Genomic DNA, 25,133 nt, shown 5'->3' on the forward strand with positions numbered 1-25,133 from the left:
TGCGCGCTTTGTTCTGTGTTTTGAGCCGTGTTCACGCTTTCTTATTAAGGCTCTGTTTTACGGGCTTTATAGAAAACTTGGATTCAAACCGCAAAAGGCAGAAGCGCCAGTGCCGGCACAATTGCAACCGCCGCTGTGGGGAGCAATCTGGCTGACTTGCCAAGCAGCATCACCACGGTAAAGGCGGCCGGGATCCACAGGCAGATATACAAAATAATGCCGTAGCCACCCTGAAGATAAATTGCCGCCACGGCACCAATACAGAGCTGCAAAAGGCCGGCGTACTTAAGCGTTGCCGCGCGCTGCTCGGACGGGGCGCGTCCGAACGCGCTGCGGTAATGACCAAACTGGCACAGTGCCAGCAGCGCAAAGCTGCCAAGGGAGAGCAAAAAAAGGCACAGCGTACTCATGCGGTTTGCTCCCGAAGCGGTTTGCGTGGCTCAGGCACACCTTTTGGCAGATGATGGCGGGCAAACCAGCAGGCGGCGGCGGTGGCGATAAACAGCAGATCGGCGATAGCAAGTGACCACTGGCCGTGCTGAAGGTTGCTGAAAATATTGGCCGGTGTGCTGAGGGCATTGATAAGCGGCAGCGCCAGTGCCAGCAGGCCGGTCAGCCCAAGCAGTGCCCGCCAGGCGCGGCTGTCACGCCGTACCGTGGCTGTGAGCGCGCACAGGGCAATACCGGCAAAAAATGCCGCGACTTCCAGATTGGGGCGGCCCGCCAGCGCTTCGGGCAGCAGGCGGTTTGCGAGGAAAAACAGTACGGTTCCCAGCGGCAGGCCAACAATCATGGTCAGATTGAGCCCTTCAACCAGGCTTAGCCCGAAGCCCTGACGACGCTTTTCCCTCAGTCGCAGCGCCCACAACAGGCAGCCGCTGGCAATCATGGCGCAGCCAAGCAGCCCCATCACAAAGCCAAGGCTTCTGAGCGCCGGACCGGCAAAGCGGGCCGTGTGCAGCGCCATCAGGGTGTCATGCACAGCAACGGCGGCGCTGTGGTTGTCAGGCGACTGGTACAGCAGGGTGCCATCAACGGCGCTGAACACCAGCTGTGTGGTTTCGTCGGTGATTTGCTGGCCTGTGTCACGGTTGAAGCTGACGGTGGCCTGACTGTCGCCCGGATTGCGGATGCGGATGTCGTGGATCTGGGCCTCGTCGCCCCAGAGTTGCTGCACCCGTGGCAGCAAGGTATGCACATCCAACATGGGCGCGGCTTGGCCGCTTGGCGATGGCTGAGTGAAACGCGGCAGCATTTCATCAAACATGGCGTCGGCGTCCCCTTTCCAGATGCTTAATCCTGCCCATGGCATATACATAAACATCAGGGTAATCAGGCCGGTATAGGTGATAACCAGATGAAACGGCAGCGCAAATACGGCGCTGATGTTGTGGGCATCCAGCCAGGAGCGGCTGCCTTTGCCGCCGCGAAAGCTGAAAAAGTCTTTGAAAATCCGTTTGTGGATGATGATGCCGCTGATAAGCGCAATCAGCATAAACATGGTGCAAATGCCGACGAGGTAGCGCGCTGGCTGCACCGGCAGATAGTGCAAATCAAAGTGCAGTCGATAGAAGAAGTTACCGCCGAGGGTATCGCGGGGGCGCTCGGCTTCATTGCCGTTATGATCTATCGGTTGGCTGTGAAATTTAGGTCGGCGCTGGCCATCGATTTTCTCGCTCCAGCTGTATGAAAGATAAGGCTGGCGCGCACTCGGAAATTCAATCAGCCAATCGGGGGCATGCGGCGCTTTAGTGCTTAAAAATTGCTGCGCGTGCTGGACTGTCGCTGCCAAATCCGCAGGCGGAGCGCTGGTTATCACATTGGCGTGCAGCTCAGGTTTGGCGTAGAGCGAGATTTCGTGGCGAAAAAAGCTCAGGCTGCCAGCAAAAAATATCAGCAGCAGCACCCAGCACACCAGCAGGCCAGCCCAGGTATGCAGCCAGTTCATGCTGCGGTAAAACGAGTCTTTCATGGGGTGGGGATCTCAAACAAAAAGCCCAGCATTAAAGGGCCTGAGCAGATTGCCCAGCCGATACAGGCGCTGCGGCTGGATTTGGCGCTGTAGCTGTAAAGGATCCACAGGGCAAACACCAGAAACGACAGCATCATGGCGTACAGGCTGGCATCGGCGCGGGAAATGGTCGATACCTGTGGCAGCAGTCTTGGTAGGCTGGCGGTAAACAGCGCAGCCAGGCTGTAACCGCCAATCACGGCAATCAGACTTCTGAAAATGACCAGACGGGTATGCGCTAACACTGTATTGGGGCCCTTATCAGCACGATGAAGGATGGATCCTAAGCCATCCGCATTAAATGATAAACATTCTCAATTAAAATTTACAATGTCAATCACGTTTCCCTGTATTGCTGAAAATCTGCCGAATTTATCCCGCTTCGATTTTTCAACTTCGCCCGCAGTGCATATGCTTGAAGGTATCACCTGACAGAAAATCTCCCTTATGCAGGATTCGAGCGTCACCCTTACCCGAATTGGCATGTTGGTCTTCGGCCTGATTTTTGGTCTGCTTTCACTTATCACAGTGGAATATTTGCAGAGCATCTATGGCCGGGATTATCTGACGGAGGAGCGGCGTTTGCTGACGCAGCAGCTGGCGCTTATTCGCGCCAATATCGAGGCCAAAGTAAACGCCGACATTATGCTGGCCGATAATCTGGCCACCATGCTCAGCTTCAATCCCAATGCCGGCAAGGAAACCTGGCAGCAGATGGTGACCCATCTGGCGCTCAAGGGTGAGCACATCCGCAGTATCAGCATTGCCCCCAATGATGTGATTGCCTTTATTTACCCGCTTGAGGGCAACGAAGCGGCGATGGGGCTCGATTTCAGAGAGAGACCTGATCAGTTCAGCGTGGTGTCCAACGCGCGTTACTGGCGTCGCCTCGAGCTTGATGGGCCGGTTAATCTGGTGCAGGGCGGGGTGGGCTTGATTGCCCGGGCGCCGGTGTTTTTTGACCCGCCACACAACCAACAATATTGGGGCGTCTGCAGCGTGGTCATTGATTTGGATCTGCTGATTGAGCATCTGGGGGCGAAAGAGCTGCCCGAGGGGCTCAGCCTTGCGGTGCGGCGCATGGTGTCGGCCGATGTGCCCGCAGCGGTATTTGTCGGCAGTGCCGAGGATTTTGCGGACCCGAGTGCGAAAGAGCTTGTCTATCTGCAGGGCGGCTTGTGGCAGCTTGCGTTGGTGGATAAACGTCACTCGTCGGTCTTCAGTCCGGATCACCGGGTCCGAATAGTCGGGTATTCGATGGCGCTGCTGATTTTGATGAGTTTTTTGTTGGTGGTTAATGCCTATCGGATGGCGCACAAGGTGTCGTTGCATGATTCACTCACCGGCCTGCCCAATCGCCGCTTTGTATTGTCGCTGCTTGAGCGCCTCGCTTCTGCCAACAATAGCTGCTTTACCGTGGTGAATGTGGATCTAAACGATTTCAAGCAGATAAACGATCAGTATGGTCATGGGATTGGCGATCAGGCCCTCAGGCATGTTGCTTCGGCGATGTGCAGTGCGCTGCGTGGCAGTGACATGGTGTCGCGGATTGGTGGTGACGAGTTTTTGCTGGTGCTGCCAAGGCTGTCCGGCGCGGCCGAAATTGCCGCCGTGCTTGAAAAGCTGCGCCGCGAAGTCAACGCCAGGCCTATGACAGTGGAGGGGCAGACGGTTCCGCTCGCTCTCAGCATGGGCGTTGCCTGCTATCCTGAAGATGGGCGGGATATTTCCACACTGCTGCTTGCGGCAGATAAAGCCATGTATGCCGACAAGGCCAAAACTAAACAGGAGCGAGAGTGCGCGGTTTGATTTTGCTGTTGATAAGTACAATGTTTTTGCCTGCCTTTTCGAGCCTGGCTGAACCCGTTTTGCGGGTGCGTTACATCGACGCCAGCGATATGAAGCACAACCCCAACAACGATTACTTTGGTCAGCTGCTTAAGCTGGCTCTGGATAAAACCGCCGCCGACTATGGCCCTTACGAGCTTTCGCCGCTCGATATTGATATTTCCCAGCGGCGCCATTTTCTGGAAATCGGCAAGGGTAGGGTCGATGTATTCTGGACCATGACCACAGATGCGCGCGAGCAGCAGGCGCGGCCGGTGCGGGTGCCGCTGATGAAAGGCGTATATGGGCTCAGGCTGCTGGCCCTTAATCGCGCCGATGCGGGCTTGCTTGAGTCGGTAAAGGGGGATGAGGATCTGCGGGGCATCCGCTTTATTCAGGGGCGTGACTGGCCCGATACTCAGGTGCTCAGGCTGAACCGGCTCCGGGTCGAAACCGATATCGCCGAAGATGACCTATATGGTTTTTTGGCGCGCCATCGTGGTCTGGCATTCCCTCGGGCCATCACAGAGATTTTTGCTGAAACCGATAGCCGGGCTGCCGGCGTCGTTGCCGATGAGCACGTGCTGCTGCGCTACCCCGCCGCTATGTATTTTTTCGTGGCCAAAGACAATGAGGTACTGGCCACTCGGCTCGAAGCAGGCCTTCGCCGCGCCATGGGCGATGGCAGTTTTGATGCACTGTTTTATCAGTTTCCCGCTCACCGAGATGCCATCAGCCGCGCAAACCTCGGCGCGCGTATTCTGATTGAACTCGATAACCCGCTGCTGCCGGCCTCAGTCGATAAAGCCGAGATCCGTCGTCAGCAGGACCAAATCCTCGGCCATCAGTATCCTTAAGCCTTGGTGATTGTGAATTCAGCACAGCTGGCGTTTGGCCATAAAAAAGCCCCCGATGATTTCAGGGGCTAGCGTGAAAGCGGCTGTCAGTCTGGCTTTGGTTATTTTGCGGCTTCCATTGCGGCAATAAACTTGTTCGACTCGGCGATGGAGCGGTTCATCTCTTTAATCAGGCCGGAAATGTCGGTCTGCAGGCTGGAAAATTCACCCTTGATGGCACCAATAGTCTGGGCGTTAAGGTTATGCTTGAGGTACAGCATGTTGTCCTTCATCGAGGTGAGGATGGGCGGCATTTTGCTTTCGGCTTTGCGCATACTGCGGATCAGCGAGTCGTAATTGCGACGGGTTTCGCGCAGCTTGACCTGGCTTTTGGAGCGCAGATCTGCCTTGCTGATTTCACCGATTTCGGTTTGCCACTCATCGAACAGGGCTTCTGCTACGTCTTCGACCTTGTTGATGCGGCTCGATACATCATCCGCAGCCGATTGGGCGGCGTCATATTCATCTTTTGCCTTGTTGTAGGCCTTTTCCAGATCGCCGCCGTCGTGGTTCAGCAGCGCTTTCATTTCTTCGAGCGCCGAGCTGAACTGTTTCTGGGCGTCTTCCTGAGACTCTTTGGCGTCTTTCACCCGGTCGACCATGATGTCACGCTTGTGGTAGCCCACCTGCTCCATCGCGCCGTAATAGGCCGTCTGGCAGCCACTGAGCAGCAGTGCTGCACCCAACAAAGCCGGTGTCAGAAATTGTTTCATTGTTGCCATTCCCTGGTGTTGTTAATCCGCTTTAAAGCGAGCCGCGTCTATGATGGACCACAGGTGAGCGATAGCGCCAATGATGGCGGGCACCACCAAAAACCACAGGGCGTAGCCACCGACAGTTACCACGAAAAACAGTAACGCCGCCATAATCCGTCCCTGCAGCAACTGCCCCAGACCCGGAAAAAACAGGTTAACCCCAGCGGCAAGCACATTCCCGGCAGAACCCTGTTGTGACATCGAATCGCTCCTTAAAACTTGTAAAGCAGGTATTGTACGCTTTATTGTACGAACATAAACCGTTCCTGTTGCCTGTCGCAAGAGAAAAACAGTGAAAAATAAGATAGATGTGCGCCTGATAAAGGGATTTTTACAGGGTGTTTGGCGTTTTATGCTGCATCTGGGTTCCCGGCTTCGGGAAGATCAGATAAATGTACGCGCCGGCCACCTGGCTTATGTAACGCTGCTGTCGCTGGTGCCGCTGGTGGCGGTGACCATGTCGGTGCTGTCGGCCTTTCCGGTGTTTGAAGGTATTCGTGGCACCATCGAAAGTTACGTCTACGAAAACATGATCCCGGCGGCCGGAGATACGGTCAAAACCTATATCAATGAATTTGTGGGCAATGCTTCCAAGGGCACTGCGGTGGGGATTGGTTTTCTGGTGGTGGTCGCCATCATGCTGATTTCCGCCATCGACAAGGCGCTCAATGCCATCTGGCGTACCCAGGAAAAACGCCGTTTGGTGGTGGCCTTTTCCATGTACTGGATGGTGCTGACCTTGGGCCCGGTGCTGATGGGCGCGAGCATTGCCGTGACCTCTTACGTGGTGTCGCTCAAAATCCTCAGCGACGCCGATGTGTACGGCGTGGTGCCCATGCTGATGGAAAAGCTGCCGCTGTTTTTCTCTGTGGCGGCTTTTTTGCTGCTGTATCTGGTAGTGCCCAATCAAAAGGTGAAGTTTTTCCATGCCTTGCTCGGCGCTGTGGTCGCCGCGGTGCTGTTTGAAACCGGTAAAAAAGGCTTTGCCCTGTATGTGACTGAGTTTCCAAGCTACGAGGCCATTTACGGCGCGCTGGCGACCATTCCGATTCTGTTTGTTTGGGTGTACCTGTCGTGGACCATAGTGCTGTTTGGTGCTGTGATTGCCTCATCCCTGCCTGAATACCTGGATTACGATGACGGTGACGGGCCAGCAGCCTCGAAGGAGTCGGCCGCCTCAGCCCTTGAGCCCGAAAGCGGCGGCGGAAATACGGCAGGCAGCATAGCTATGTCATCTCAGAGCAACGCCAAGAGCTGACATGTACAGCGCACAAACCATGGAAGCCGAGCTTATCAAAAGCCACTGGATTGAGGTGGGCGACGGCCACAGCCTGCACCTTGGCGAATATGGCAATCCCGCAGGGCCTGTGGTGCTCTATCTTCATGGCGGACCCGGCGCGGGTTGCACTCCGGACGATGCGCTACTGTTTGATACCCGGCACTGGCGGGTGCTTTTGCTGGATCAGCGTGGCGCCGGACTCTCGCGGCCAAGGGGCAGTCTTACCGATAACAGCATTACCCATCTGCTTGGCGATCTTGAGCGGGTCAGAAAGGCGCTTGCTATCGAGCGTTGGTGCCTTGCCGGTGGCTCCTTTGGTGCCACCCTTGGGCTGATATACAGCGGCCTCTATCCCGAGCGGGTGGCGGCGCAAAGCTACTGGGGGCTGTTTATTCCGTCCCTTGAGGGCATGAGCTGGCTTTATGGCCCCGACGGCGCCGCAAAAATGTTCAGCGCCGAGTACAACGACTTCAGTGGCGGTATTCCTATTAAAGGCTGGTTGCCGCTGGTATTTGAGTATTTTCATAAGGGATTCAGCCATCCGCAGCAAACTCTTGCCGAGCGGGCATTTCGGCGCTGGCTCGATTGGGAGCTGTCACTGGCGTATCCCGGCAACCGCCTGATTGGTCCGCTGGATTGGCGCTCGCGGGTGCTGGCGATGATTGAACTGCATTATGCCCGCGCTCAGTATTTTGGTGCCGAGGCGCTGCTGCACAAAGCCTTGCCGAACATCAGCGCGCCAACGCGGATTATTCAGGGCGAATGCGACTGGGTTTGTCCTGCGCCTGTGCTTGAGGCTTTCGCGCCGCTCTCGGCGCGGCTCGGTGAGCAGATTGAGCTGGTGAGCGTTGGCGGCGGTTATCATTCGCTGGCGGATGCCCGTGTGCATCAGGCGGTCAGCCGCGCGGGCAACTGGATGCTCGCCATGGTGCATTCCTGATTGGGTTTGCCGCTGAGGCTGTGGCACAATCGCCCGGTTTTCCATTACAGGATTGAGTTGTGATTGCATTGATTCAGCGGGTCAGCCGCGCCAGCGTAACAGTGGACGGCGAAATCACCGGCGCCATCGGACAGGGTTTGTTGGTGCTCCTTGGTGTCGAGCAGCAGGACAATCGGGAAAAGCTCGAAAAGCTGGCACATAAGGTGATGAACTATCGCGTGTTTTCCGATGAAAACGGCAAGATGAACCTCAATGTCTCCCAGGTGGGCGGCAGTTTGCTGGTGGTGTCGCAGTTTACCCTTGCCGCCGATACCGGCAGAGGGCTGCGGCCAAGCTTTTCAGGTGCCGGCACCCCTGAACTTGCCGAGCGTTTGTATGAAGAATTCGTTGCCCATTGCCGTGCCCAGGGCGTGGCCACTGAAACCGGCCGTTTTGCCGCCGACATGAAGGTTGAGCTGCTGAACGATGGTCCGGTCACCTTTCATTTGCAGGTGTAGCCGCCGCTTTTCTTCCAACCGGAACTGATTATGACTCCAGAACAAAGCCTGCTGCAGGAGCTGATGGATACCTGGCATCAAACTATCCCGGTGACGGATTTTATGAAAATCTGCCCGCGCCGTTTTGATGGCACCCGCTTTGAAGCCAGTGCGCCGCTTGAGCCGAATATCAATCTGCATCAAACCATGTTTGCCGGCAGCATTTACACCCTGCTTACCCTTACCGGCTGGGGGCTGATGTGGCTTAAACAGCGCGAGGCCGGGGTGAGCGGTGCCATAGTGCTGGCCGAAGCCAATGTGCGCTATCTTGCGCCTGTTACCCAAACGCCGGTGGCGCGGGTTTGCTGGGAGGGCGGCGATTTGTCTCCGCTGGCCCGAGGCCGGCGGGTAAAGCAGCCGCTGAACGTTGAGCTTTACTCCGGCGATACCCTCTGCGCCCAATTCACGGGTACCTATGTCAGTCTGCCGGAATAAATAACGCCTGCGACTTTCGGTTTCAATATTGCTGTTGTCTGTGGCTTTCCATACAATCCGCAGGTTAAAAAAATGTAAATAAATGGATATTCATACGGTATCCATGACTGCATCATAAGGACAACAGCATGCGTCTTTTCTGTATGGCACTGGCCTTGGTGGTTTGTGCCAATCTTTCCGGGTGCGCCAATACCCGTCTAAACGCCAACAAGCTGCCCAAAGGGGTAGCGGTAAGCAAGTCCATCACTCTGCCGGTGGACGTAGCGGTGGCCTATTATCTGCCAAAACATGAACTTGATACCCGGGTGTATCTGGATAAGTGGAATCTGTGGGTTGAGCCGGGGGCGGCGCTTGGCGACGGTGCCCGCGATGCCTTTGGTGCCTATTTTGGCAATGCCAAATTGCTCGACCGCCAGTCCAGCGAACAGTATGGCCTGTTGGTGGATATGGATCCTGAATGGGAGTTCATTTCCGGCAAAGTCACTATGACCATGAAATACAAAGTCTTTAACGGCGGTGACAAGCCACTGCGTGAAGGCAGCAAGAGTTTCAGCGCTGACATAGGCTACATTGGTGATAACTCGGGCATGTATAACGCCGCCATGCGCGCGACTCAGCTGGTGATTGTGGATGTGCTCAACAGCCTCAAACCATCGGCCGCCACCTACCCGACGACGCTGGCCATGAAAGATGCAAATCCGTTACTGCTGGCGAATCTGGATAAGCCGGTTGCCAGCGGCACCGGGTTTTATATCAACCAGTCAGGCCAGTTGCTTACTGCCGCCCATGTGCTGAACGAGTGTCTGGTAACCAAGGTGCAGGCGGGCGATAAGTCGTTTAATGCCAAAGTGGATGCCAAGTCCACCCTGCTGGATCTGGCGGTGGTCAGCACTGAAAGCACCTCAGAGCGATTTTTACCGCTGCGTAAAGGCAGTGAAATCTTCCTTGGCGAATCAGTCACCAACGTTGGCTACCCGCTGCAGGGGCTGCTTGCAGCCTCGCCAAACCTGACCCGTGGCAACGTCAGCTCCCTCAATGCCCTAAAAGGTTCGGTGGGGCAGTTCCAGTTTTCTGCGCCGATCCAGCCGGGCTCCAGCGGCGGTCCTGTGGTGTCGGATGGCGGCGAACTCCTTGGGGTGACAGTGGCGACGCTCAATGCAGCCAAGCTGATTGAATCCGGCGCCTTGCCACAGAACGTGAACTTTGCCCTGGATGCAAAGTATGTGGCCAAGTTCCTCGATGCCAACCAAATCAAATATACCCAGGTAGAGCCCAACCTCAAGGGCGATATCCGCACCAGCAACGATGCGGCGCTGTCCACCGTTGTTCAGATGGCCTGCTTCCAGTAAGGAGATAAAAATGAAAAGATTTTCAATGGCATCACTTACTCTGCTGGCCGCGGTTTCATCGGTTTCTGCGGCCGAACTGGTGCTGCCGCCCGTGCTGTACCTGAGCACAATCGAGGGCAGTGAGCTGTTTGACAAGCTCAAGCAAAGCCCGTCGTTTGCCGCCATCGACAAAGAAAATATTGGCACGCCGCTGCGGTTAATTGTGAGTTACAAGCTGCAGCCAACGGCGGGCGGCACGGCAGCCGGTTTGACCTCGGCAATTCTGGCTGGCGGCTCGCTGGGCATCTTGCCTGTGGTGACCAATAACGATCTGGTGGTGACCTACGAGTTGCGGGTGCATGGCCAGCCCGTTGCCAAGCAGGAATACCGCGAGAACTTTACCCAGGCGCAAAACATGTACAGCAATCCGCAGGGCGGGCTGGATAAGGCATCCATGGCATGGGTGGTGTCGACGGCTGACCGCTTTGTGGTCGATATTGCCAGCGACAGCAAGGTCAGAGCTCTGGTGGACGAGTATCAGTTTTACTTCGGCAGCTGAGCCGTCGCCCCGCCATTCAAAAGCCAGTCTCTGACTGGCTTTTCTATTTTTTAGAAAGTTATGTCTGATTTTATCCGCTTTTATTCGTTTTTATGAGCCAATAAACTTGCAGTCATCAAATGAATTGGCGGGAACAGTTCCCGGTTTCGGAGGTTTTATGACAAAGGTATTGGTTCTTAAATCCAGCATTCTCGGTGACTTTTCCCAATCGGCCCGTCTGATTGACGAGTGGGTTGCCAAAGAGCGCAGTGCGGGTGTTGAGGTGACAGTGCGGGATCTGGCCGCCCAGCCGCTGCCGGTGCTCGACGGCGAAATCGCCTTTGGTCTGCGGGGCGGCGACAACCTGAGCCCACGTCAGGCCGAGGTGCTGGCTTTGTCCAACGCGCTTATCGATGAGCTCAAGGCCCACGACACCCTGGTGGTGGCAGCGCCCATGTATAACTTCAGCATTCCAACCCAGCTGAAAAACTGGATTGATTTGGTTGCCCGTGCCGGTGTTACCTTCAGCTACACCGAGCAAGGCCCGGTTGGACTTGTCACAGGTAAAAAAGCCCTGGTGGTAGCGACCCGCGGCGGTATGCACAAGGATGCATCGTCTGATCACGTGGTGCCTTATCTGAAGACGGTACTGGGCTTTATCGGGATTACTGAGGTGGAAGTCGTGTACGCCGAAGCGCTGAACATGGGCCCGGAAGCGGCCGAGAAAGGTTTGAGCGAGGCGCGCAGCCAACTGGTTATTCAGTAAGGCTGCCGGCCTGCCGGTTACATGGGCAGATCAATGGCTCGAGAGTAAAAACTGAAGCGGAATAGCCAGACGCTCCGCCCATGCCGTTTCGGTATGGTCAGCTCCCTTAAAATAGCGGCTCTCCCACAGTGTCTCAGGGTAGCCGCTTTTACGCATGCTGTTGTCCATTTGCGCCTGCAGTGGCGGATATAACGCATCGAGCGTGGCGTCGCCGTGATCGAAATAGAGCCGGGTTTTGCTGGTGGGCGAGAGTTTGCTGCCGAGGTAGTCGGCGAATGCCGCTGGCAGAGGATTATCCGGCTCACTGAAGACCCCCGGCCAGTGTGTCGACAGGCAGGCCGCCGCACCAAACACATCCGGATACTCAAGCGCCGCATACATGGAAATCAGTCCACCCATACTGGAGCCCATGATAAAGGTATGCTCTGCGGTGGTATTTACTCTGAAGTGCTGGTCTATATAGGGCTTTAGCCGCCGCACGATAAAATCAAGATACAGATCGGAATACAGTGGCGCCGCAAACAGTTTTACGCCGGCGCTGCGCTCGGCCTCGAGCAGCTTGGTCTGGGTCGCGTTCGGCAAAGATTTAAATGGCTTTTGCGGAAAATACTCGCTGTGCCGCAGCGCCTCGGTATTATGAATGGCCACCACAATGAAGGGGCGGACCTTGCCCGACTCCATCAGTTCAATGGCGGTATCATCGAGTTCCCATGCCTGTCGGTTCCAGCTGACAGAAGCATCAAACTGCATTTGACCATCGTGCACATAAAGCACATCGAAACGGGTGTTGGGTTGACTGAGATAATTGGGTGGAAGCCACACATCCACCGGTCGCGCCTGAATATCGCCAAAGTCCAGTTTATCCAGTCTGACAAGCTCACCTGCGGCGACCTTGGGCACCGGACTTGCGTTGCACAGGTGGCTGATAAGTGTGCCGCAAAGCAGCAGACACATGATGAGTTTGGTCTTGAGTCTGGCCGGTTGTGCCTTGATTTGCGTCATCATTCGACTGGGTTTTCTCCGGTAATTGTTCCTTGGAGGAAACCATCAGTTGCTTTGCATCACAAGCTGAATTCGTATGCATTCGGCACAGTCTGCAACCCTCAGCGCTGTGGCTGTATTCCACATAACGCACCTTGCGGCTTGCCTGCCCCCGGCCGGAACTGATCGCAAAGCCCGGGCGTGGCGTCTGCTTGTCTTGGCTCATCGCCGTGCAGGCCTCAGGCGCCCGCCAGTAAGTCTTTCAGTGAACCGCCGTTGATGATATGGCAGCAGCCGTTGGCGCTCAGAATATCGCAGCCTTTCTGGGCGCGGATACCGGCGCCGCAGTACAGCACCATGGGCGCGGCTTTGTCGGCATGGGTGGCAACCCAGGTTTCGAGGGTATCCAGCGGAATATTCACTGCGCCGGGTAAATGCCCCTGGGCAAATTCGGCCGGGGTGCGTACATCCACCAGGGTGGCGCCATTTTTAACCAGTTCCCAGCACTGTGCGGGCAGAGCACTGCCGGACAGGCCAGCGAGTATGGATTGCAACATCATTTCACCATCGAATTAGAAAATATTTATTGAGAATAATCTAATGGATGGTAAAAATCAAACCTTGAGATTGCTCAATATTTCGCCAATTTACACGCTGTTTGCCGTGTTTTGGCCTACACTAATCAGCGAAAGAGCGTCGTTTGGGGTGGGTAAGCATGTTCGATTCGACCAAGGTAATCCCGGCATATCTGTGGCAGCAGGGCAGCACGGCCAGCGAGAGGATTGGCCGTATTCACGACCGTTTGCTGGAAGCCTATCCGGATGTCGATCGTATCGCCTTTGCGCTTTACGATGCGCAAACCGATTTACTGAAAACCTTTATCAACAGTACCCGCCGCGGTGAGGCTATTCACGGTTATCAGTATCGTTTGAGTGACAGCCGCTCCTTAAGCCATATTGCCAATTCGGGCGAGTGTCGCGCCATCGACGACATACAGGCGGCCATCAGCGCCGACAACCAGCATTCGGCCTGGCTCCTGCAGCAGGGTTACCAGTCATCTTTTACCATCCCCTCTACGACAACGGACAGTTTATTGGCTTTTTATTTTTTGACTCGTCCCGGCAGGCGGCCTTTGACGCCAAAATGCAGCGGGACATGCTGCTGTACGCCAATCTGGTTAATATGTCGCTTTCCAACGAATTTGCGGCGGTGCGCACTATTCTGGCTTCGGCGCAGGTGGCGCGGGATTTTGCCCAGCTGCGGGATTTTGAAACCGGCGCGCACCTTGAGCGTATGTCGGCCTATTCCCGGCTGATTGCCAAACAGATTGCCGCCGAAGCCGGGCTCACCGACGAGCAGATTGAGCACATTGCCCTGTTTGCGCCGCTGCACGATGTGGGCAAAATTGGCATTCCAGACAGTGTGTTACTGAAGCCGGGCGGCCTGACGAGCGATGAGAGGCTGCTGATGCAAACCCACGTGGATAAAGGCGAGATTATTATCCGCAAAATCCTTGGCGACTTTGGCTTAAGTCATCTGCCGGACTCGCAAATCATGCTCAATATCGTCGCCTGTCATCATGAGTACCTCGATGGCAGCGGTTATCCCCGCGGGCTTTGCGGTGAGCAAATTCCCATTGAAGCGCGCATCGTTACCGTGGCCGATATCCTGGATGCACTGAGCTGCGCCCGCCCTTACAAGGAGCCCTGGCCGCTGGAGCGGTGTTTTGATGAGTTAAGACGCATGGCCGCATCAGGTAAGCTTGACAGCCGCTGTGTAGAGGCGCTGATTGAGGTGCGCGCCGAGGTTGAAGAGATTATCGGCCGCCTGAGTGACGCAGCCTAAAGTTAGCTTTATTAATGGCTTAGCTAACAATAGGCCGCCTGAAGGCCGCACGCTGCAGTCGCTCGGGCAATGAGTTGATGAATCGATGACTCAAAAAAGCCACGCAGTTTAAGTCTCATCTGATGCGAAATAAAAAACCGGAGCCTCAGTTGGCTCCGGTTTTTATTGGCAGACAGAGTGGCTTAGTCTTGCCAGCGCTTGAAAATCAGCGAGGTGTTGATACCGCCGAAGGCGAAGTTATTGCTCATCACATAATCGGTTTCAAGCTTGCGCAGGTCGCCGCGAATGTAGTCGAGCTCGCCGCAGTCGGGGTCGATTTCTTCAAGATTGATGGTGGGCGCGAACCAGCCTTCATTCATCATCATAATGCTGCACCAGGCTTCCAGTGCGCCGCAGGCGCCCAGGGTGTGGCCGGTATAACTCTTCAGCGACGAAATGGGCATACGGCTGCCAAACACGGCGGCGGTGGCGCGGGTTTCGGCCACGTCGCCTCTGTCGGTGGCGGTGCCGTGGGCGTTCACATAGCCGATGGCATCGGCGTCCAGTGAAGCATCTTTCAGCGCCAGACGGATAGCCCCTTCCATGGTGGTTGCATTGGGCTGGGTCACGTGCAGGCCGTCGCTGTTGGTGCCAAAGCCAATGAGTTCGGCATAAATATGGGCGCCGCGGGCCTTGGCGTGCTCCAGCTCTTCCAGCACCAGGGTGCAGGCACCTTCACCTATCACCAGGCCGTCTCTGTGTTTATCAAATGGCCGCGGCGTCAGCTCAGGGGTGGCGTTTTGGGTGCTGGTGGCAAACAGGGTGTCGAACACCACGGCTTCGCTGGCGCACAGCTCTTCGCCGCCACCGGCCAGCATGGCGGTTTGCATGCCGTACTTGATGGCTTCATAGGCGTAACCTATGCCCTGACTGCCGGAGGTGCAGGCACTGGAGGTGGTATGAATGCGGCCCTGAAGACCGAAATACACCCCCACGTTCACTGCCGTGGTGTGGGCCATCATGCGAATATAGCTGGTGGCATCGATGCCGGACATGTCGCCTGTATCCAGCATGCGGCCAAAGCCAACCAGGGGATCGGTGCTGCCGGTGGACGAGCCATAGGCTATGCCGACGTCGCCCGAGGTCAGAAAGTCGCTGCCAAGGAGGCCCGAATCTTCCAGCGCCAGTTCACTGGCCCGGGTTGCCATCAAAGATACCCGCCCCATGGAGCGGATTTTTTTGCGCGAATAGTGGGCGGGCACGGCAAAGTCGGTCACGGGCGCGGCCAGACGGGTGTTGAGGTTATCGAACCTGTCCCACTCATCCATGCGTACCACTTTGTTTTGCATGGCCTTAAGGCTTGCCGCAATCGATGGCCAGTCATGGCCGAGGCTGCTGATGCCGCCAAAGCCTGTGACCACAACCCGGCGGCTCACAGCATGCCTCCGTTCACCGAAATCACCTGACGGGTGATGTAGGCGGCATCATCGGACATCAAAAATCCCGCCAGTGCGGCGATTTCTTCCGGCTTGCCCATGCGGCGCATCGGCACCAACTGGTCGACCATGTCGGCGGGGAATTCGCTCACCATGTCGGTTTCAATCAGGCCGGGGGCGATGCAGTTAACGGTGATCTTGCGCTTGGCGAGCTCCAGCGACAGCGCCTTGGTGGCGCCGATGAGCCCGGCCTTGGAGGCGCTGTAGTTTACCTGACCGCGGTTTCCGGCAATGCCGGATACCGATGCCAAAGTGATGATGCGTCCGCCCTTACGGCTTTGGATCATCGGCATCACAGTGGGCTGCACCACGTTGTAAAAACCGTCGAGGTTGGTGTGGATTACGCTGTCCCACTCATCATCTGTCATGGCCGGGAAGGCGGTGTCGCGGTTGATGCCGGCATTGAGCACCACGCCATAGTAGGCGCCGTTGGCATCGATATCGGCTTCAATCGCGGCGCGCACGCCAGCGCGGTCGGCCACATCAAATTTAAGCAGGCTCACCTTAACGCCAAGGGCGGCAATCTCGCTGCATGTTGCTTCGGCGGCGGTCAGGTTTGAGTGGTAATGCACTGCAATATCATAGCCTTGAGATGCAAGGCGCAGGGCAATGGCTTTGCCAATGCCGCGGCTGGAACCTGTCACCAGGACTCTTTTAGTCATTGTTATGCTCCTGTGCTAGATACTGGTGGATGAGCCTTGGCTCTCACGAATATAGGCGTCTGTGTCTTGAGGCTGGAACACATTGACGTTGGCCTCGGCGACTTGCGTGGCGCCGTGGAAAATGCGGCAGTCGAATACCGCAAGGCCGGTGTCTTCCTGATAAAGGCGTTTCACTTCAGTGGTGTAGGTTTCGCCCTTGGCAAACACTGCAAGCGGCATGGACAGCTTGCGCGACCCCAGCAAAAAACCAACCTGAATGGGTTCGCCCCGCAGGGTGGCTTCGACCCCGGCGAGCGCCGCAATGCTCTGGGCCATGTACTCTATGCCCACATAGTTGGGCACGCCGCCGAGAGTCTCATCAAAATAGGGGCTCGCGTCGCTGATATGGGTGGCGGTGAGCAGGCTATCGTGGCCGTGCTCCAGCACCTCGTCAATCAGCACCATGGGGCGGCGATGGGGCAAAAAGGTTTCCACGTCTATGCTGGAAAGCGGCGCGCCATCCCAAAGCTTGTCAGTCATGCTGACCTCCACGGCTGAAAATCAAACTGGCATTGCTGCCGCCAAAGGCAAAGGAGTTGCTCATCACATGGCGGATGGGGCCTTGGTCAGCCTGGGTTTTGCTGGAAGGCATAGGCACCAGTGGCAGCTGTGGGTCGTTGGCGTCGGCTATGCCGTCCCACACCTGGGGTGGCAGGCTGCGATTGCCTTCGCTTAACAGCAGCACGCAAAAGGCGGCTTCAATGGCACCTGCGGCGCCGAGGGCATGGCCGGTAAGCGGCTTGGTGGAGCTGCAGGGGGGCAAATGGCCTTCAAATACGGCACAAACCGCGCGGCTCTCCATGGCATCGTTTTTCGGCGTAGCTGTGCCGTGCAGGTTAATGTAATCGATGTCAGATGGCTTAAGCCCTGCGTCTCTAAGTGCTGCGCCCATGGCATCGATGGCGCCGCGTCCTTCTGGATGAGGCGCTGAAATATGATGGGCATCGCCGGACTCGCCGCAGCCGCTGAGCAAAACCGGGCCGTCACCGCGAACCAGGGTAAACAGCGCCGCGCCTTCACCTATGTTGATACCATCACGATTGGCACTGAAGGGGTTGCAGTGGCCTTTGGAGACAGACTCCAGCGCATCGAAGCCGTTGACTGTAAGACGACAGAGGCTATCGACGCCGCCCACAATCACCATGTCGCACAGCTTGGCATTGAGTAATCGCTTGGCGCTGGCAAACACCTTGGCGCTGGATGAGCAGGCGGTAGAGAGTGTGTAGCAGGGGCCATCGAGTTCAAAGTACTGGCGCAGAAAGTCGCTGGTGCTGCCAAGCTCCTGCTGAAAGTAATGATAATCGGCGGGGAACTCACCGTGCTCGGCGTGGTAGGCCAGGGCCCCTTCGCCCTTGGCAATGCCGGAGGTGGAGGTGCCGAGCACCACGCCGATGCGATCTTTGCCGAAACTGGCGATAGCCCGGGCAACTGTGGGCGCGATCTGCTCGGCGGCGCTTAGCAGTAACTGATTGTTGCGACAGTCAAACTTGGCCATGTTGGTCGGAATGGCCGGCAGCGGGGTGCTGACTTCACCCACCAGGGTGGCGCCCAACGCCAGCAGATCGCCGCTTTGCACCATGGCAGAGCTGTCACCGGCGAGCAGCCTTGGCAGGATCTCAGTGGCAGCCGCACCCAGCGGCGTACAAAAACCTGTGTCGGTAATGGCTATCTTGGTCAATCTCTTGCTTCCTAAATCGTGCCCCATTCCCTCTGGTTCATCGAACCTCTTATGCAAGGGGCTTGCGTTACGCCAGCGGCGTGATTTTGAGCGTCAGTTTGGCCGCCGGAATATTCAGGGTGATCCGGGCGCGCCAGGGGTCTGGATGACTGTAACTGATATGCACCAGCTCGCCTTCCTCGGCGGAAATCAGGCTGCGACAGCGGCCCTGCTCGCAGGCTTGCTCCTGCACCTGACCACCAGCCAGTGCCGCATTGAGCTGACCCTCAGGCCAATAAATCAGTTGCAGCAGCGCCACTAAATATTCGGCGCGGAAATTATCGCCAAGCAGCACACTTTGCTCACTGGCAAGGCGGTTGCCATCAAAGCTGACATCAAACAGCGGCTGACCCAGCGGCGCCAGGCCCACCACAGACAGCTGCTGCTGGTTGAGCTCAAGCTCGCTCAAGAGTTCATGACGTTTGCCGTCAATATCAATGCTGACTTTCTGGGTTTGGCTGCGGCTCTCTGGGGCTGGCGTGTTTGGTGCCTTCGCTGCCCGCTGCGGCTTTGGGGCGTCGTTTGTCTCCCGCAGCGCTTTTGCCGGTACCGGCAGGGGCGCCAGGCAATAATTCACATTCTTTGACAGGCCAACACAGGTCTGGCGCAGCAGCAATTGGCTGCAACCCGTGGTGGCCAGCAGCAGTAACCCTGTCAGCAGCAATCTTGATGTCATCAACGCTGTCCTTAAGCCTTGGCCTCGCGGCACAATTCTACCACCATATTCAGCCGTCTTTGCGACTCTTTCACGAAGGGGTTTTCCGTATCCCATGCGTATCCGGCGAGGATGGAGCAGATCATTTGCTTGATGGTTGGATTGGGGTTTTCAAAGAAGATCACTTCCTGGAAAGTGCCGTCGTACCAGGCCTGCACATAGGTGCGGAAACAGTTCACGCCTGTCATCAGCGGCTCGGCGTAGTCGCGCTGCCAATCCACGGTTTCGCCATTTAGTTGCTTAAGCAGGGTGCGGGCGGCGAGTGAGGCCGACTGCATGGCAATGGTCACCCCGGAGGAGAACACCGGGTCGAGGAACTCGCCGGCATTACCCAAGAGGGCATATTTGTCGCTGGCAAGCTGGCTCACATTGGCCGAATAGCCTTTAAGTTCGGCGCACTGCTGCACCACCACCGCATCTTTAAGCAGCGCTTTAAGGCCCGGCTCTTCGCGCACCACCTGCAGCAGTTTGTCTTCGAGGCTCCCATCAAGGCGCGCCAGCAGATGTGGCTCGGCTACGACACCCAGCGAGCAGCGACCGTTGCTGAACGGAATGAGCCAATACCAGATGTCTTTGTGTTCGGGGTGGACGCTTATCAGAATCTTATTTCGGTCGAAATTTGCATCGCTGATATTGTCTTCAACGTGGGTAAAAATCGCCATCCGTGACGGCAAATTGGAGGGGCGCTCCAGATCCAAAAGCCGTGGCAGCACCCGGCCAAAACCACTGGCATCCAGCATAAATTCGGCGTCGACCTGATAGCTTTCGCCTGATTCAGTGCTGACAAAGAGGCTTGGCTTACCGCTGATGTCGATGCGCTCAACCGTGTGGCCGTAGCGAATTTCTACGCCCTGAGCCTCGGCTGTGTCGGCCAGCAGCTTATCGAAGTTGCCGCGCTGCACCTGAAAAGTGGTGCCATGGCCCGGGGTGAATTTATCGGTAAAGTCGAAGGTGGTGTAGGTGCCGTTACGGCGAAACGCCGCGCCATTCTTGAATTGGAAACCGGCGGCATTGACCGCCTCCAACATGCCGGCCTCTTCGATAAAGTTCATGCAGCAGGGCAGCAGGCTCTCACCGATGGAAAAGCGTGGGAAGTGCTGGCGTTCCAGCACCAATACCCGCTTTCCGGCTTTATGCAGCAGGCTGGCGGCAATGGCGCCAGAGGGGCCTGCGCCGATAATCACGACATCAACAACGTCAAGCTGTTCGCGGGTTCCATTGTGCATTTACTTCAGTGTCCTTTTGAACGTGTGAATAAGGGGCGAGAGCAGCAGGGTAAAGCCAATCCCGAGGGCCAAGGTGAGGCCAAAATAGTGAATTGCCGGTGTATTGCTGAGCGCCAGCAGCCCAAAGGCGAGGGTGGTCGACGCCGCCGACAGCAGCACGGCCAACATTACCCTCTGGCCGTCGTCGGCGCTGTGATGCGCCTCATCCTGTTTTATGTTTACTTCTCTTGCAAAAAACAGGCAGTAATCAATGCCTATGCCGAATACCAGCAGCAGCGCCAGCGCATGGAACAGGGTAAGTGGCGAGCCAAGGAGCCCCAGCAGCGACAGGCTGAGCAGCGCCGCCACAGCCGGTACCGCCACCATGGCTGCCGCAAGTTTCCACGGGTGACGCAGGGCAAACACCCCGAAGGCGATTAAGAGCGCCAGCGCCAGCAGCCACAGGGTGGTTTGGCGATATTCTCCCATCAGTTTGGAGATATCACCGACCTTATCTACCAAAGTTACCCCGGGCAGAGTCGCTACCACTTGGTTAAGTGCCGCTAAGTTTTGAATGCCGCCAAGCAGCACCACGGCGCCCCACTCCTGCGGCTTTGCCTGGGCTTTGGCATCTGTCCCCGTGGGCTCAAGCAGCAGCGGCTCGAGGCTTGCCCCCAGCGCAGTGGCAAAAAAGGCATCCGCTTCGATGGGTGCTTGTGCGCCGGCCTGGTATTTGGCTTGAAGCTTTGCTTCGAGCTCAGGTTCCAGCCCCAGGCGCGCAAGTATCTCGCCAAGCCTCGGGCCATAGATTTGCTGCTGCAGGTTATGGTTTTCCAGCTGCCGCACCCTGGATGGCAGGTAATTGGCAAGGGACACATGGCTTTGCAAGAGTTTGTCTTTTTCGGCCTTTGCGAGCACCGGCGAGAGGGCTTCGAGTCTTTCGAGCAGTGCCTGCATCGACTCGGCCCGTACCAGTAAAAACTGATTATCCACCCCGCCCGAGAGCAGGGTTCGAACTTTGGCTTCTTCTGCCATCAGCGCGTCTGAGCCTTGCTGCAGGCTGCGGATATCATCGCGGGTTTGCAGCTTGCCAAGCCCTGCGGCGCTCACAATAAGGATTAGCATGCCTGCCGCGGCCAGAGCCTTGGGGCCTGTGGCTTCGAACGGCGAAAGAAAACGAGAGGCCAGCTTGATGGCCGAACTTGAGCCCTGAATACGGCTACCTGCCAGGGCCGGATAGGCAAGATACAAAGTCAGATACGCACCGATAAGGCCGCCGCCGCAAAACGCCGCTACCTGCTGCATGCCCGGAAAGGGAGTAAAACCCAGTGCCATATAGGCGAGCACGCTGGTGGTCAGTGCCAGCGTCAGTGCTGGCAGAATGCGGCTCAGTGTTTGGCCTGCACGCTCATCGCGGCCGATGCGCTCGGCATAAAAATGGAAACTATAGTCGATGGCAATGCCTATCAGCGAGGTGCCAAACACCAGCGTCAGCAGGTGCAACTTGCCGAAAATGAGGATGGTAAACAGGCTCGCGCTCAGCATGGCGCTGGCAAGGGTAAGGCTTGCCAGCAGCAGCGGCATCAGCGAGCGGAAGCTCAGTAGCACCAGCAGCACCACGCCGGCCAGCGACAGTGAGCCAATCAAGGAGACTTCGGCCTTGGCGCTTTGGGTGGCTTCAAGGGCGTGGAACAGGGCGCCAGCCTTAAGCAGGCTTAGTTGGTTTGCCGGATTTACCTTATCAAAAGCGGCATTGATGACACTTAACTGCGCTTCCTGCGCCTTGGGGCTGAATACGCTGTCTTTGCCCTTGGCCATGATAATAGCGGCAGTTTGGCCGCCTGAGTTGCCAAGCAGTATCCCCTCTTCTTCAGCGAGGCGATGGCCCTTGCCGAAGCCCTGCATCAGACTGGGAAACAGCAACAGGGGATCTTCGCTGATAAGCTCGCTGCTGGCAAAGCCGAAGGCGCTGTAGAGGGCGATGTCGGCCTGCTTGATAAGCACATCGAGCTTGCCTTGTTCCAGCAGCGTGCGTTGTGAATCGGTCAGTAGATTAAAACGAGCCGGAAAGTAGAGCCGGTAAATTTCTTTGGGGTCGAGTTCGCTGCCGCTGCGTACTGATGCGAACGCGCTGGAAGCAGCAAGTTCGGCCATCATGGCCTTGGCGGCTTCGATGGTTGTGGCTTTGTCTTCGCCTGTCAGCACCAGATAGCTTTCGTTGGCTAGCCGGTTTTCAATACTCGCGAGCGCTCGGCTGGTGAGGGCATCCTGCTGCAAATGGGGCAGCATGGCGAGAATGTCGGTTTCGACCACATCCCTCTCTTTGAGGGTTTTAACGCCGAAAATGACGGCTGCGGCGAGCAGCAATAGCCAAAGGACGAGTCTCAGCCCTGCGCGGCCTGCAGTCTGTGACTTAACTGTGATTTTGCTTCCCCCAAGCGCCATCTAACTTATTGCCCCGACTCAATTTGCGGGCTAAAAGCCAGCCGCTCTTGCTCCGACAGCGGCCCGCTTTGCTGCTTGCTGAAGCGGATATCGCTGGCATCGCCATTGGGGCTGATAAGTTTGAGCCGGTCTGTGCTGGCGTTAGTGTTAGCACCTTCAGGGCTTGCCTCGCTGACAAAGTTGCCTTCAAGTTCAATGGCGGCAAACAGCGCCTTGATGTCACTGTCTTTTGGGGTGAGGCTAAGTTGCCAGCGATTGTCTGTCACGTTTAAGGTGAGCGAAAAATGCTGCTCCAGCGTGGCCACATCGCCGCCCATCATCGCCTTGACCAGCATGGGCATTAAGGTCGCAGGGCCCGCCTTGGCCTCCACCTCGGTCTGTTGCCACAGACCTTCACTGTCGCGGCTCAGCATCCGGCTTTCGCTTAAAATCAGTAAATTCTCAAAGGGCTGGCTTTGTGCCCATATCAGCCCCTGTTCAGGCGAAAACACGAAGTTGCCCCGGCTGACCAGTGGCCGCTTTAACGCCTTGAGGGTACGGGTCTGTTCAAACTCGCCGCGCACCGCGCCCTGTGGCTTAAGGGCCGTGCTGAGTGCCCCGAGACTGACGTCGGCGTTCTGGGCAGTGTCTGCAGCCTGCGCTGGTAGCGAGAACAGCACGGATGCCAGTATTCCAACGCAAAACTTAACAATCAGCCCCATAGATACCTCTTTGTCCGTCAGTGGTTACAGCTCGCCCAGCAGCGGGCGAATTTTGGCCTGAAACACCTCGGGTGTGACGAAGCAGAGTTCGTTATTGCTCATGTCCACCGCCGCCTGAATGGTATAGCCCTTGGTAAGCCGCTCGCCACTTTCGGCGTCACGCACCTGATAATTGATCCGTAAGCGGTTTTCCCACTCTACCAGATCGGCGCTGACGCGAATTTTCTGCCCGAAGGTGCTGCTGCGAACATACTTTATCTGCACATCCACTATCGGCCAGGCAAAGCCGGATGCCTGCATCTGGCGGTAGTTGTAGCCAAGTCTGTCCAACAGTTCACAGCGCACAATTTCAAAGTAACGCAAATAGTTACCGTGCCAGGTGATCTGCATCGGATCCACATCGTGGAAGGGAATAATGATTTCCGTCTCGGCGTGAAGCAGTGACTTCATCGGCACACCTCCCACTCAGCGGCCTGAATACGTGCCAGCGTCTGGCGCAGTGTGGCTTCGAGCGGTCTGTCTTCGGTCACCAGCGGGCAAGCCTCGCTCACCTGAGCCAGGGTCTTGGCTACAGAAGCGGTAAGTGACGACTCACACAGCTCGCCCTGACGGATGCGCAGACGCATACCCTGCGCCATCGCAAGCAGCGCGGCGGCGGCCACCTGTTCGGTCAGCTCCAGCACCCGCAAACAGTCTCGGGCGGCAATGGTGCCCATGCTGACTTTGTCCTGGTTGTGGCACTCGGTGGAGCGGGAGAACACGCTGGCGGGCATGGTCAGCTTGAGCGCTTCGGCGGTCCAGGCCGATACGCCAATCTGCACCGCCTTGAAGCCGTGGTTGATGGGGCGGCGGGCACCTTCGGCGCCTGAGAGATTCGCTGGCAAGCCATTGTTAAACTTGGGATCCATCACCAGCGCCATCTGGCGATCGATAAGATCGCTGATGTTCGCCACCAGGTTCTTGAGGCTGTCCATGGCAAAGGCGATATGGCCGCCGTAGAAGTGGCCGCCGTGGAGAATGTGCTCGCCCTCACCATCGACAATTGGGTTGTCGTTGGCGCTGTTGAGTTCGTTCTCAATAAACTGGCGCAGCATCGGCTGGGCGTCGGCCAGAACCCCTATGATGTGAGGCGCGCAGCGGATGGAATATCTGTCCTGCAGCCGGTCGGAGTTGCGTGGATGCTCGTGGTGATTGAGGTCGTCACGGATCCAGCTTGCGACCCGGCTCTGGCCCGGATGGGGCTTGGCGGCGAACAGGATGTCGTCAAAATGGTTGGAGTTGCCCTTGAGGGTCAAGGATGCCATGGCGGTAATGCGCGACGACAGGCGGGTCAGGTAGTCGGCGCGGTCATAGGCAAGACACGCCAGCGCCGTCATCACCGCGGTGCCGTTCATCAGCGCCAGGCCTTCTTTCGGCCGCAGCTTCAATGGGGTGATATTGAGCTGCTGGAACACTTCACTGCTGGGCAGGCGTTCACCGCGGTAAAACACGTCGCGCTCGCCTATTAACACCCCGGCCAGATAAGACAGCGGAGTCAAGTCGCCGCTGGCGCCCACCGAGCCTTCTTCAGGAATAACCGGGCAGATGTCTTCATTAATCAGGGTTTCGATGCGCTCCAAAAGCTCAAAACTGACACCGGACTTGCCGATGGCAAGTGAATTCAGGCGGCAGGCCATCACAGCGCGGGACTGCATGGGCGTGAGCTCGCGGCCCATGCCGCAGCCGTGGAAGCGCGACAGGTGCAGCGGCAGTTCGTGCACCAGATCCAGCCCTACAGTCACAGTACAGGAGTCGCCGTAACCTGTGGTTACGCCGTACACCACGCCCTCTTCAGAAAGCAAACTGTCGATAAAGCGGGCGCCGCGCTGGATGTATTCCACGTATTCCTGGTCGCGTCTCAGTGCAACCCTGGCGCCTTTGGCGATGGCGACTACCTGCTCTATGGTCAGGGCACCGTAGCCAAACTTAACAGTCTCGTTCATTTCAGTTGATTGGTTAGTCATTTTACCGTTCCTGTGGCGTTTGCCCGGGCCCAAG

27 protein-coding genes are annotated in these 25,133 nt (G+C 56.9%); 10 read left to right on the forward strand and 17 right to left on the reverse strand.

Annotation, left to right across the window (positions count from 1 at the left end):
* Window positions 1-83: 83 nt before the first annotated feature.
* The 3 genes from KJI95_RS12155 to KJI95_RS12165 are packed head-to-tail and all read right to left on the reverse strand — an operon-like array spanning window position 84 to window position 2,256.
* Window positions 84-410, reverse strand: a complete 327-nt coding sequence (locus tag KJI95_RS12155) for a DUF3325 domain-containing protein (RefSeq protein WP_214507473.1) — start codon at window positions 408-410, stop codon at window positions 84-86.
* Complete coding sequence (locus KJI95_RS12160) at window positions 407-1,972, reverse strand: PepSY-associated TM helix domain-containing protein (RefSeq protein WP_214507474.1); 1,566 nt, start codon at window positions 1,970-1,972, stop codon at window positions 407-409. The genes KJI95_RS12155 and KJI95_RS12160 overlap by 4 nt, the downstream gene beginning before the upstream one ends.
* Window positions 1,969-2,256 carry a hypothetical protein gene (locus KJI95_RS12165; protein WP_214507475.1) on the reverse strand — a complete coding sequence of 96 codons (288 nt, stop codon included), beginning with the start codon at window positions 2,254-2,256 and terminating at the stop codon, window positions 1,969-1,971. Before KJI95_RS12165 ends, KJI95_RS12160 begins: the two co-directional genes overlap by 4 nt.
* A 202-nt stretch (window positions 2,257-2,458) precedes the next feature.
* On the opposite strand from KJI95_RS12165, the gene KJI95_RS12170 reads away from it, so the two are divergent.
* The gene (locus tag KJI95_RS12170) at window positions 2,459-3,820 is read left to right on the forward strand and encodes a diguanylate cyclase domain-containing protein (RefSeq protein WP_214507476.1); all 1,362 of its coding nucleotides are present in this window, start codon (window positions 2,459-2,461) and stop codon (window positions 3,818-3,820) included.
* Between the two features lie 20 nt (window positions 3,821-3,840).
* Window positions 3,841-4,695 (forward strand): hypothetical protein, encoded by an 855-nt coding sequence (locus KJI95_RS12175; protein WP_214507477.1) that lies wholly within the window; start codon window positions 3,841-3,843, stop codon window positions 4,693-4,695.
* 101 nt (window positions 4,696-4,796) lie between these two features.
* Here the strand turns inward: KJI95_RS12175 and KJI95_RS12180 are convergent, their stop codons facing one another.
* Entirely contained in the window at window positions 4,797-5,447 is a 651-nt protein-coding gene (locus tag KJI95_RS12180) for a DUF2959 domain-containing protein (protein WP_214507478.1), read from the reverse strand.
* A 21-nt stretch (window positions 5,448-5,468) separates the two neighbouring features.
* Entirely contained in the window at window positions 5,469-5,690 is a 222-nt protein-coding gene (locus KJI95_RS12185) for a hypothetical protein (RefSeq protein ID WP_214507479.1), read from the reverse strand.
* 151 nt (window positions 5,691-5,841) lie between these two features.
* Between KJI95_RS12185 and KJI95_RS12190 the strand changes: the two genes are divergently transcribed.
* The 7 genes from KJI95_RS12190 to KJI95_RS12220 all read left to right on the forward strand — a co-directional run bounded on the left by KJI95_RS12190 (window position 5,842) and on the right by KJI95_RS12220 (window position 11,311).
* Entirely contained in the window at window positions 5,842-6,747 is a 906-nt protein-coding gene (locus KJI95_RS12190; RefSeq protein ID WP_250885817.1) for a virulence factor BrkB family protein, read from the forward strand.
* A gap of 1 nt (window position 6,748) precedes the next feature.
* Window positions 6,749-7,708, forward strand: coding sequence for an alpha/beta fold hydrolase (locus tag KJI95_RS12195; protein ID WP_214507481.1), 960 nt, complete (start codon window positions 6,749-6,751; stop codon window positions 7,706-7,708).
* Between the two features lie 59 nt (window positions 7,709-7,767).
* Complete coding sequence (dtd, locus tag KJI95_RS12200; RefSeq protein WP_214507482.1) at window positions 7,768-8,205, forward strand: D-aminoacyl-tRNA deacylase; 438 nt, start codon at window positions 7,768-7,770, stop codon at window positions 8,203-8,205.
* 30 nt (window positions 8,206-8,235) lie between these two features.
* Window positions 8,236-8,679, forward strand: coding sequence for a thioesterase domain-containing protein (locus tag KJI95_RS12205; RefSeq protein ID WP_214507483.1), 444 nt, complete (start codon window positions 8,236-8,238; stop codon window positions 8,677-8,679).
* A gap of 128 nt (window positions 8,680-8,807) precedes the next feature.
* Entirely contained in the window at window positions 8,808-10,028 is a 1,221-nt protein-coding gene (locus KJI95_RS12210; protein WP_214507484.1) for a S1 family peptidase, read from the forward strand.
* Between the two features lie 10 nt (window positions 10,029-10,038).
* Window positions 10,039-10,566 carry a hypothetical protein gene (locus tag KJI95_RS12215; RefSeq protein ID WP_214507485.1) on the forward strand — a complete coding sequence of 176 codons (528 nt, stop codon included), beginning with the start codon at window positions 10,039-10,041 and terminating at the stop codon, window positions 10,564-10,566.
* A gap of 157 nt (window positions 10,567-10,723) precedes the next feature.
* The gene (locus tag KJI95_RS12220) at window positions 10,724-11,311 is read left to right on the forward strand and encodes an FMN-dependent NADH-azoreductase (protein WP_214507486.1); all 588 of its coding nucleotides are present in this window, start codon (window positions 10,724-10,726) and stop codon (window positions 11,309-11,311) included.
* A 30-nt stretch (window positions 11,312-11,341) separates the two neighbouring features.
* Here KJI95_RS12220 and KJI95_RS12225 read toward each other — a convergent pair whose 3' ends face one another.
* Window positions 11,342-12,316 carry an alpha/beta hydrolase gene (locus tag KJI95_RS12225; protein ID WP_250885797.1) on the reverse strand — a complete coding sequence of 325 codons (975 nt, stop codon included), beginning with the start codon at window positions 12,314-12,316 and terminating at the stop codon, window positions 11,342-11,344.
* A gap of 215 nt (window positions 12,317-12,531) precedes the next feature.
* Window positions 12,532-12,849 carry a rhodanese-like domain-containing protein gene (locus tag KJI95_RS12230; RefSeq protein ID WP_214507487.1) on the reverse strand — a complete coding sequence of 106 codons (318 nt, stop codon included), beginning with the start codon at window positions 12,847-12,849 and terminating at the stop codon, window positions 12,532-12,534.
* A 586-nt stretch (window positions 12,850-13,435) separates the two neighbouring features.
* Between KJI95_RS12230 and KJI95_RS12235 the strand changes: the two genes are divergently transcribed.
* Window positions 13,436-14,137 (forward strand): HD-GYP domain-containing protein, encoded by a 702-nt coding sequence (locus KJI95_RS12235; protein WP_214507488.1) that lies wholly within the window; start codon window positions 13,436-13,438, stop codon window positions 14,135-14,137.
* Window positions 14,138-14,319: 182 nt separating this feature from the next.
* Here the strand turns inward: KJI95_RS12235 and KJI95_RS12240 are convergent, their stop codons facing one another.
* The 10 genes from KJI95_RS12240 to KJI95_RS12285 are packed head-to-tail and all read right to left on the reverse strand — an operon-like array spanning window position 14,320 to window position 25,099.
* Window positions 14,320-15,552 (reverse strand): beta-ketoacyl-ACP synthase, encoded by a 1,233-nt coding sequence (locus tag KJI95_RS12240; RefSeq protein WP_214507489.1) that lies wholly within the window; start codon window positions 15,550-15,552, stop codon window positions 14,320-14,322.
* A complete protein-coding gene (locus tag KJI95_RS12245) occupies window positions 15,549-16,274 on the reverse strand; it encodes a 3-ketoacyl-ACP reductase FabG2 (protein WP_126168569.1) in 726 nt (241 codons plus the stop codon). The genes KJI95_RS12240 and KJI95_RS12245 overlap by 4 nt, the downstream gene beginning before the upstream one ends.
* A gap of 15 nt (window positions 16,275-16,289) precedes the next feature.
* On the reverse strand, window positions 16,290-16,793 hold the full coding sequence (locus KJI95_RS12250) for a hotdog family protein (protein WP_214507490.1): 504 nt from the start codon (window positions 16,791-16,793) through the stop codon (window positions 16,290-16,292).
* Window positions 16,786-18,018: a beta-ketoacyl-[acyl-carrier-protein] synthase family protein gene (locus KJI95_RS12255; protein WP_214507491.1), complete on the reverse strand. Its 1,233-nt coding sequence runs from the start codon at window positions 18,016-18,018 to the stop codon at window positions 16,786-16,788. The genes KJI95_RS12250 and KJI95_RS12255 overlap by 8 nt, the downstream gene beginning before the upstream one ends.
* Before the next feature lie 40 nt (window positions 18,019-18,058).
* Window positions 18,059-18,706, reverse strand: a complete 648-nt coding sequence (locus KJI95_RS12260) for a DUF3261 domain-containing protein (protein ID WP_214507492.1) — start codon at window positions 18,704-18,706, stop codon at window positions 18,059-18,061.
* Between the two features lie 11 nt (window positions 18,707-18,717).
* Window positions 18,718-19,971 carry an NAD(P)/FAD-dependent oxidoreductase gene (locus KJI95_RS12265; protein ID WP_214507493.1) on the reverse strand — a complete coding sequence of 418 codons (1,254 nt, stop codon included), beginning with the start codon at window positions 19,969-19,971 and terminating at the stop codon, window positions 18,718-18,720.
* Window positions 19,972-22,395 carry an MMPL family transporter gene (locus KJI95_RS12270; protein WP_214507494.1) on the reverse strand — a complete coding sequence of 808 codons (2,424 nt, stop codon included), beginning with the start codon at window positions 22,393-22,395 and terminating at the stop codon, window positions 19,972-19,974.
* A 5-nt stretch (window positions 22,396-22,400) separates the two neighbouring features.
* Window positions 22,401-23,096 (reverse strand): LolA family protein, encoded by a 696-nt coding sequence (locus tag KJI95_RS12275; protein WP_214507495.1) that lies wholly within the window; start codon window positions 23,094-23,096, stop codon window positions 22,401-22,403.
* Between the two features lie 24 nt (window positions 23,097-23,120).
* Window positions 23,121-23,546 carry an acyl-CoA thioesterase gene (locus tag KJI95_RS12280; RefSeq protein WP_214507496.1) on the reverse strand — a complete coding sequence of 142 codons (426 nt, stop codon included), beginning with the start codon at window positions 23,544-23,546 and terminating at the stop codon, window positions 23,121-23,123.
* Window positions 23,543-25,099, reverse strand: coding sequence for an HAL/PAL/TAL family ammonia-lyase (locus tag KJI95_RS12285; RefSeq protein ID WP_214507497.1), 1,557 nt, complete (start codon window positions 25,097-25,099; stop codon window positions 23,543-23,545). Before KJI95_RS12285 ends, KJI95_RS12280 begins: the two co-directional genes overlap by 4 nt.
* Window positions 25,100-25,133: the final 34 nt, after the last annotated feature.

This window comes from Shewanella jiangmenensis (genome assembly GCF_018596335.1).
In the GTDB taxonomy this organism is placed as follows: Bacteria; Pseudomonadota; Gammaproteobacteria; order Enterobacterales; family Shewanellaceae; genus Shewanella; species Shewanella jiangmenensis.

What these genes read in the sequence shown, in the direction of transcription:
- KJI95_RS12155 (WP_214507473.1), bottom strand. Translation starts at nt 410, where the DNA reads ATGAGTACGCTGTGCCTTTTTTTGCTCTCCCTTGGCAGCTTTGCGCTG.
- KJI95_RS12160 (WP_214507474.1), bottom strand. Translation starts at nt 1,972, where the DNA reads ATGAAAGACTCGTTTTACCGCAGCATGAACTGGCTGCATACCTGGGCT.
- KJI95_RS12170 (WP_214507476.1), top strand. Translation starts at nt 2,459, where the DNA reads ATGCAGGATTCGAGCGTCACCCTTACCCGAATTGGCATGTTGGTCTTC.
- KJI95_RS12175 (WP_214507477.1), top strand. Translation starts at nt 3,841, where the DNA reads ATGTTTTTGCCTGCCTTTTCGAGCCTGGCTGAACCCGTTTTGCGGGTG.
- KJI95_RS12180 (WP_214507478.1), bottom strand. Translation starts at nt 5,447, where the DNA reads ATGAAACAATTTCTGACACCGGCTTTGTTGGGTGCAGCACTGCTGCTC.
- KJI95_RS12185 (WP_214507479.1), bottom strand. Translation starts at nt 5,690, where the DNA reads ATGTCACAACAGGGTTCTGCCGGGAATGTGCTTGCCGCTGGGGTTAAC.
- KJI95_RS12190 (WP_250885817.1), top strand. Translation starts at nt 5,842, where the DNA reads ATGCTGCATCTGGGTTCCCGGCTTCGGGAAGATCAGATAAATGTACGC.
- KJI95_RS12195 (WP_214507481.1), top strand. Translation starts at nt 6,749, where the DNA reads ATGTACAGCGCACAAACCATGGAAGCCGAGCTTATCAAAAGCCACTGG.
- KJI95_RS12205 (WP_214507483.1), top strand. Translation starts at nt 8,236, where the DNA reads ATGACTCCAGAACAAAGCCTGCTGCAGGAGCTGATGGATACCTGGCAT.
- KJI95_RS12210 (WP_214507484.1), top strand. Translation starts at nt 8,808, where the DNA reads ATGCGTCTTTTCTGTATGGCACTGGCCTTGGTGGTTTGTGCCAATCTT.
- KJI95_RS12215 (WP_214507485.1), top strand. Translation starts at nt 10,039, where the DNA reads ATGAAAAGATTTTCAATGGCATCACTTACTCTGCTGGCCGCGGTTTCA.
- KJI95_RS12220 (WP_214507486.1), top strand. Translation starts at nt 10,724, where the DNA reads ATGACAAAGGTATTGGTTCTTAAATCCAGCATTCTCGGTGACTTTTCC.
- KJI95_RS12225 (WP_250885797.1), bottom strand. Translation starts at nt 12,316, where the DNA reads ATGATGACGCAAATCAAGGCACAACCGGCCAGACTCAAGACCAAACTC.
- KJI95_RS12230 (WP_214507487.1), bottom strand. Translation starts at nt 12,849, where the DNA reads ATGTTGCAATCCATACTCGCTGGCCTGTCCGGCAGTGCTCTGCCCGCA.
- KJI95_RS12235 (WP_214507488.1), top strand. Translation starts at nt 13,436, where the DNA reads ATGCAGCGGGACATGCTGCTGTACGCCAATCTGGTTAATATGTCGCTT.
- KJI95_RS12245 (WP_126168569.1), bottom strand. Translation starts at nt 16,274, where the DNA reads ATGACTAAAAGAGTCCTGGTGACAGGTTCCAGCCGCGGCATTGGCAAA.
- KJI95_RS12250 (WP_214507490.1), bottom strand. Translation starts at nt 16,793, where the DNA reads ATGACTGACAAGCTTTGGGATGGCGCGCCGCTTTCCAGCATAGACGTG.
- KJI95_RS12255 (WP_214507491.1), bottom strand. Translation starts at nt 18,018, where the DNA reads ATGGGGCACGATTTAGGAAGCAAGAGATTGACCAAGATAGCCATTACC.
- KJI95_RS12260 (WP_214507492.1), bottom strand. Translation starts at nt 18,706, where the DNA reads ATGACATCAAGATTGCTGCTGACAGGGTTACTGCTGCTGGCCACCACG.
- KJI95_RS12265 (WP_214507493.1), bottom strand. Translation starts at nt 19,971, where the DNA reads ATGCACAATGGAACCCGCGAACAGCTTGACGTTGTTGATGTCGTGATT.
- KJI95_RS12270 (WP_214507494.1), bottom strand. Translation starts at nt 22,395, where the DNA reads ATGGCGCTTGGGGGAAGCAAAATCACAGTTAAGTCACAGACTGCAGGC.
- KJI95_RS12275 (WP_214507495.1), bottom strand. Translation starts at nt 23,096, where the DNA reads ATGGGGCTGATTGTTAAGTTTTGCGTTGGAATACTGGCATCCGTGCTG.
- KJI95_RS12280 (WP_214507496.1), bottom strand. Translation starts at nt 23,546, where the DNA reads ATGAAGTCACTGCTTCACGCCGAGACGGAAATCATTATTCCCTTCCAC.
- KJI95_RS12285 (WP_214507497.1), bottom strand. Translation starts at nt 25,099, where the DNA reads ATGACTAACCAATCAACTGAAATGAACGAGACTGTTAAGTTTGGCTAC.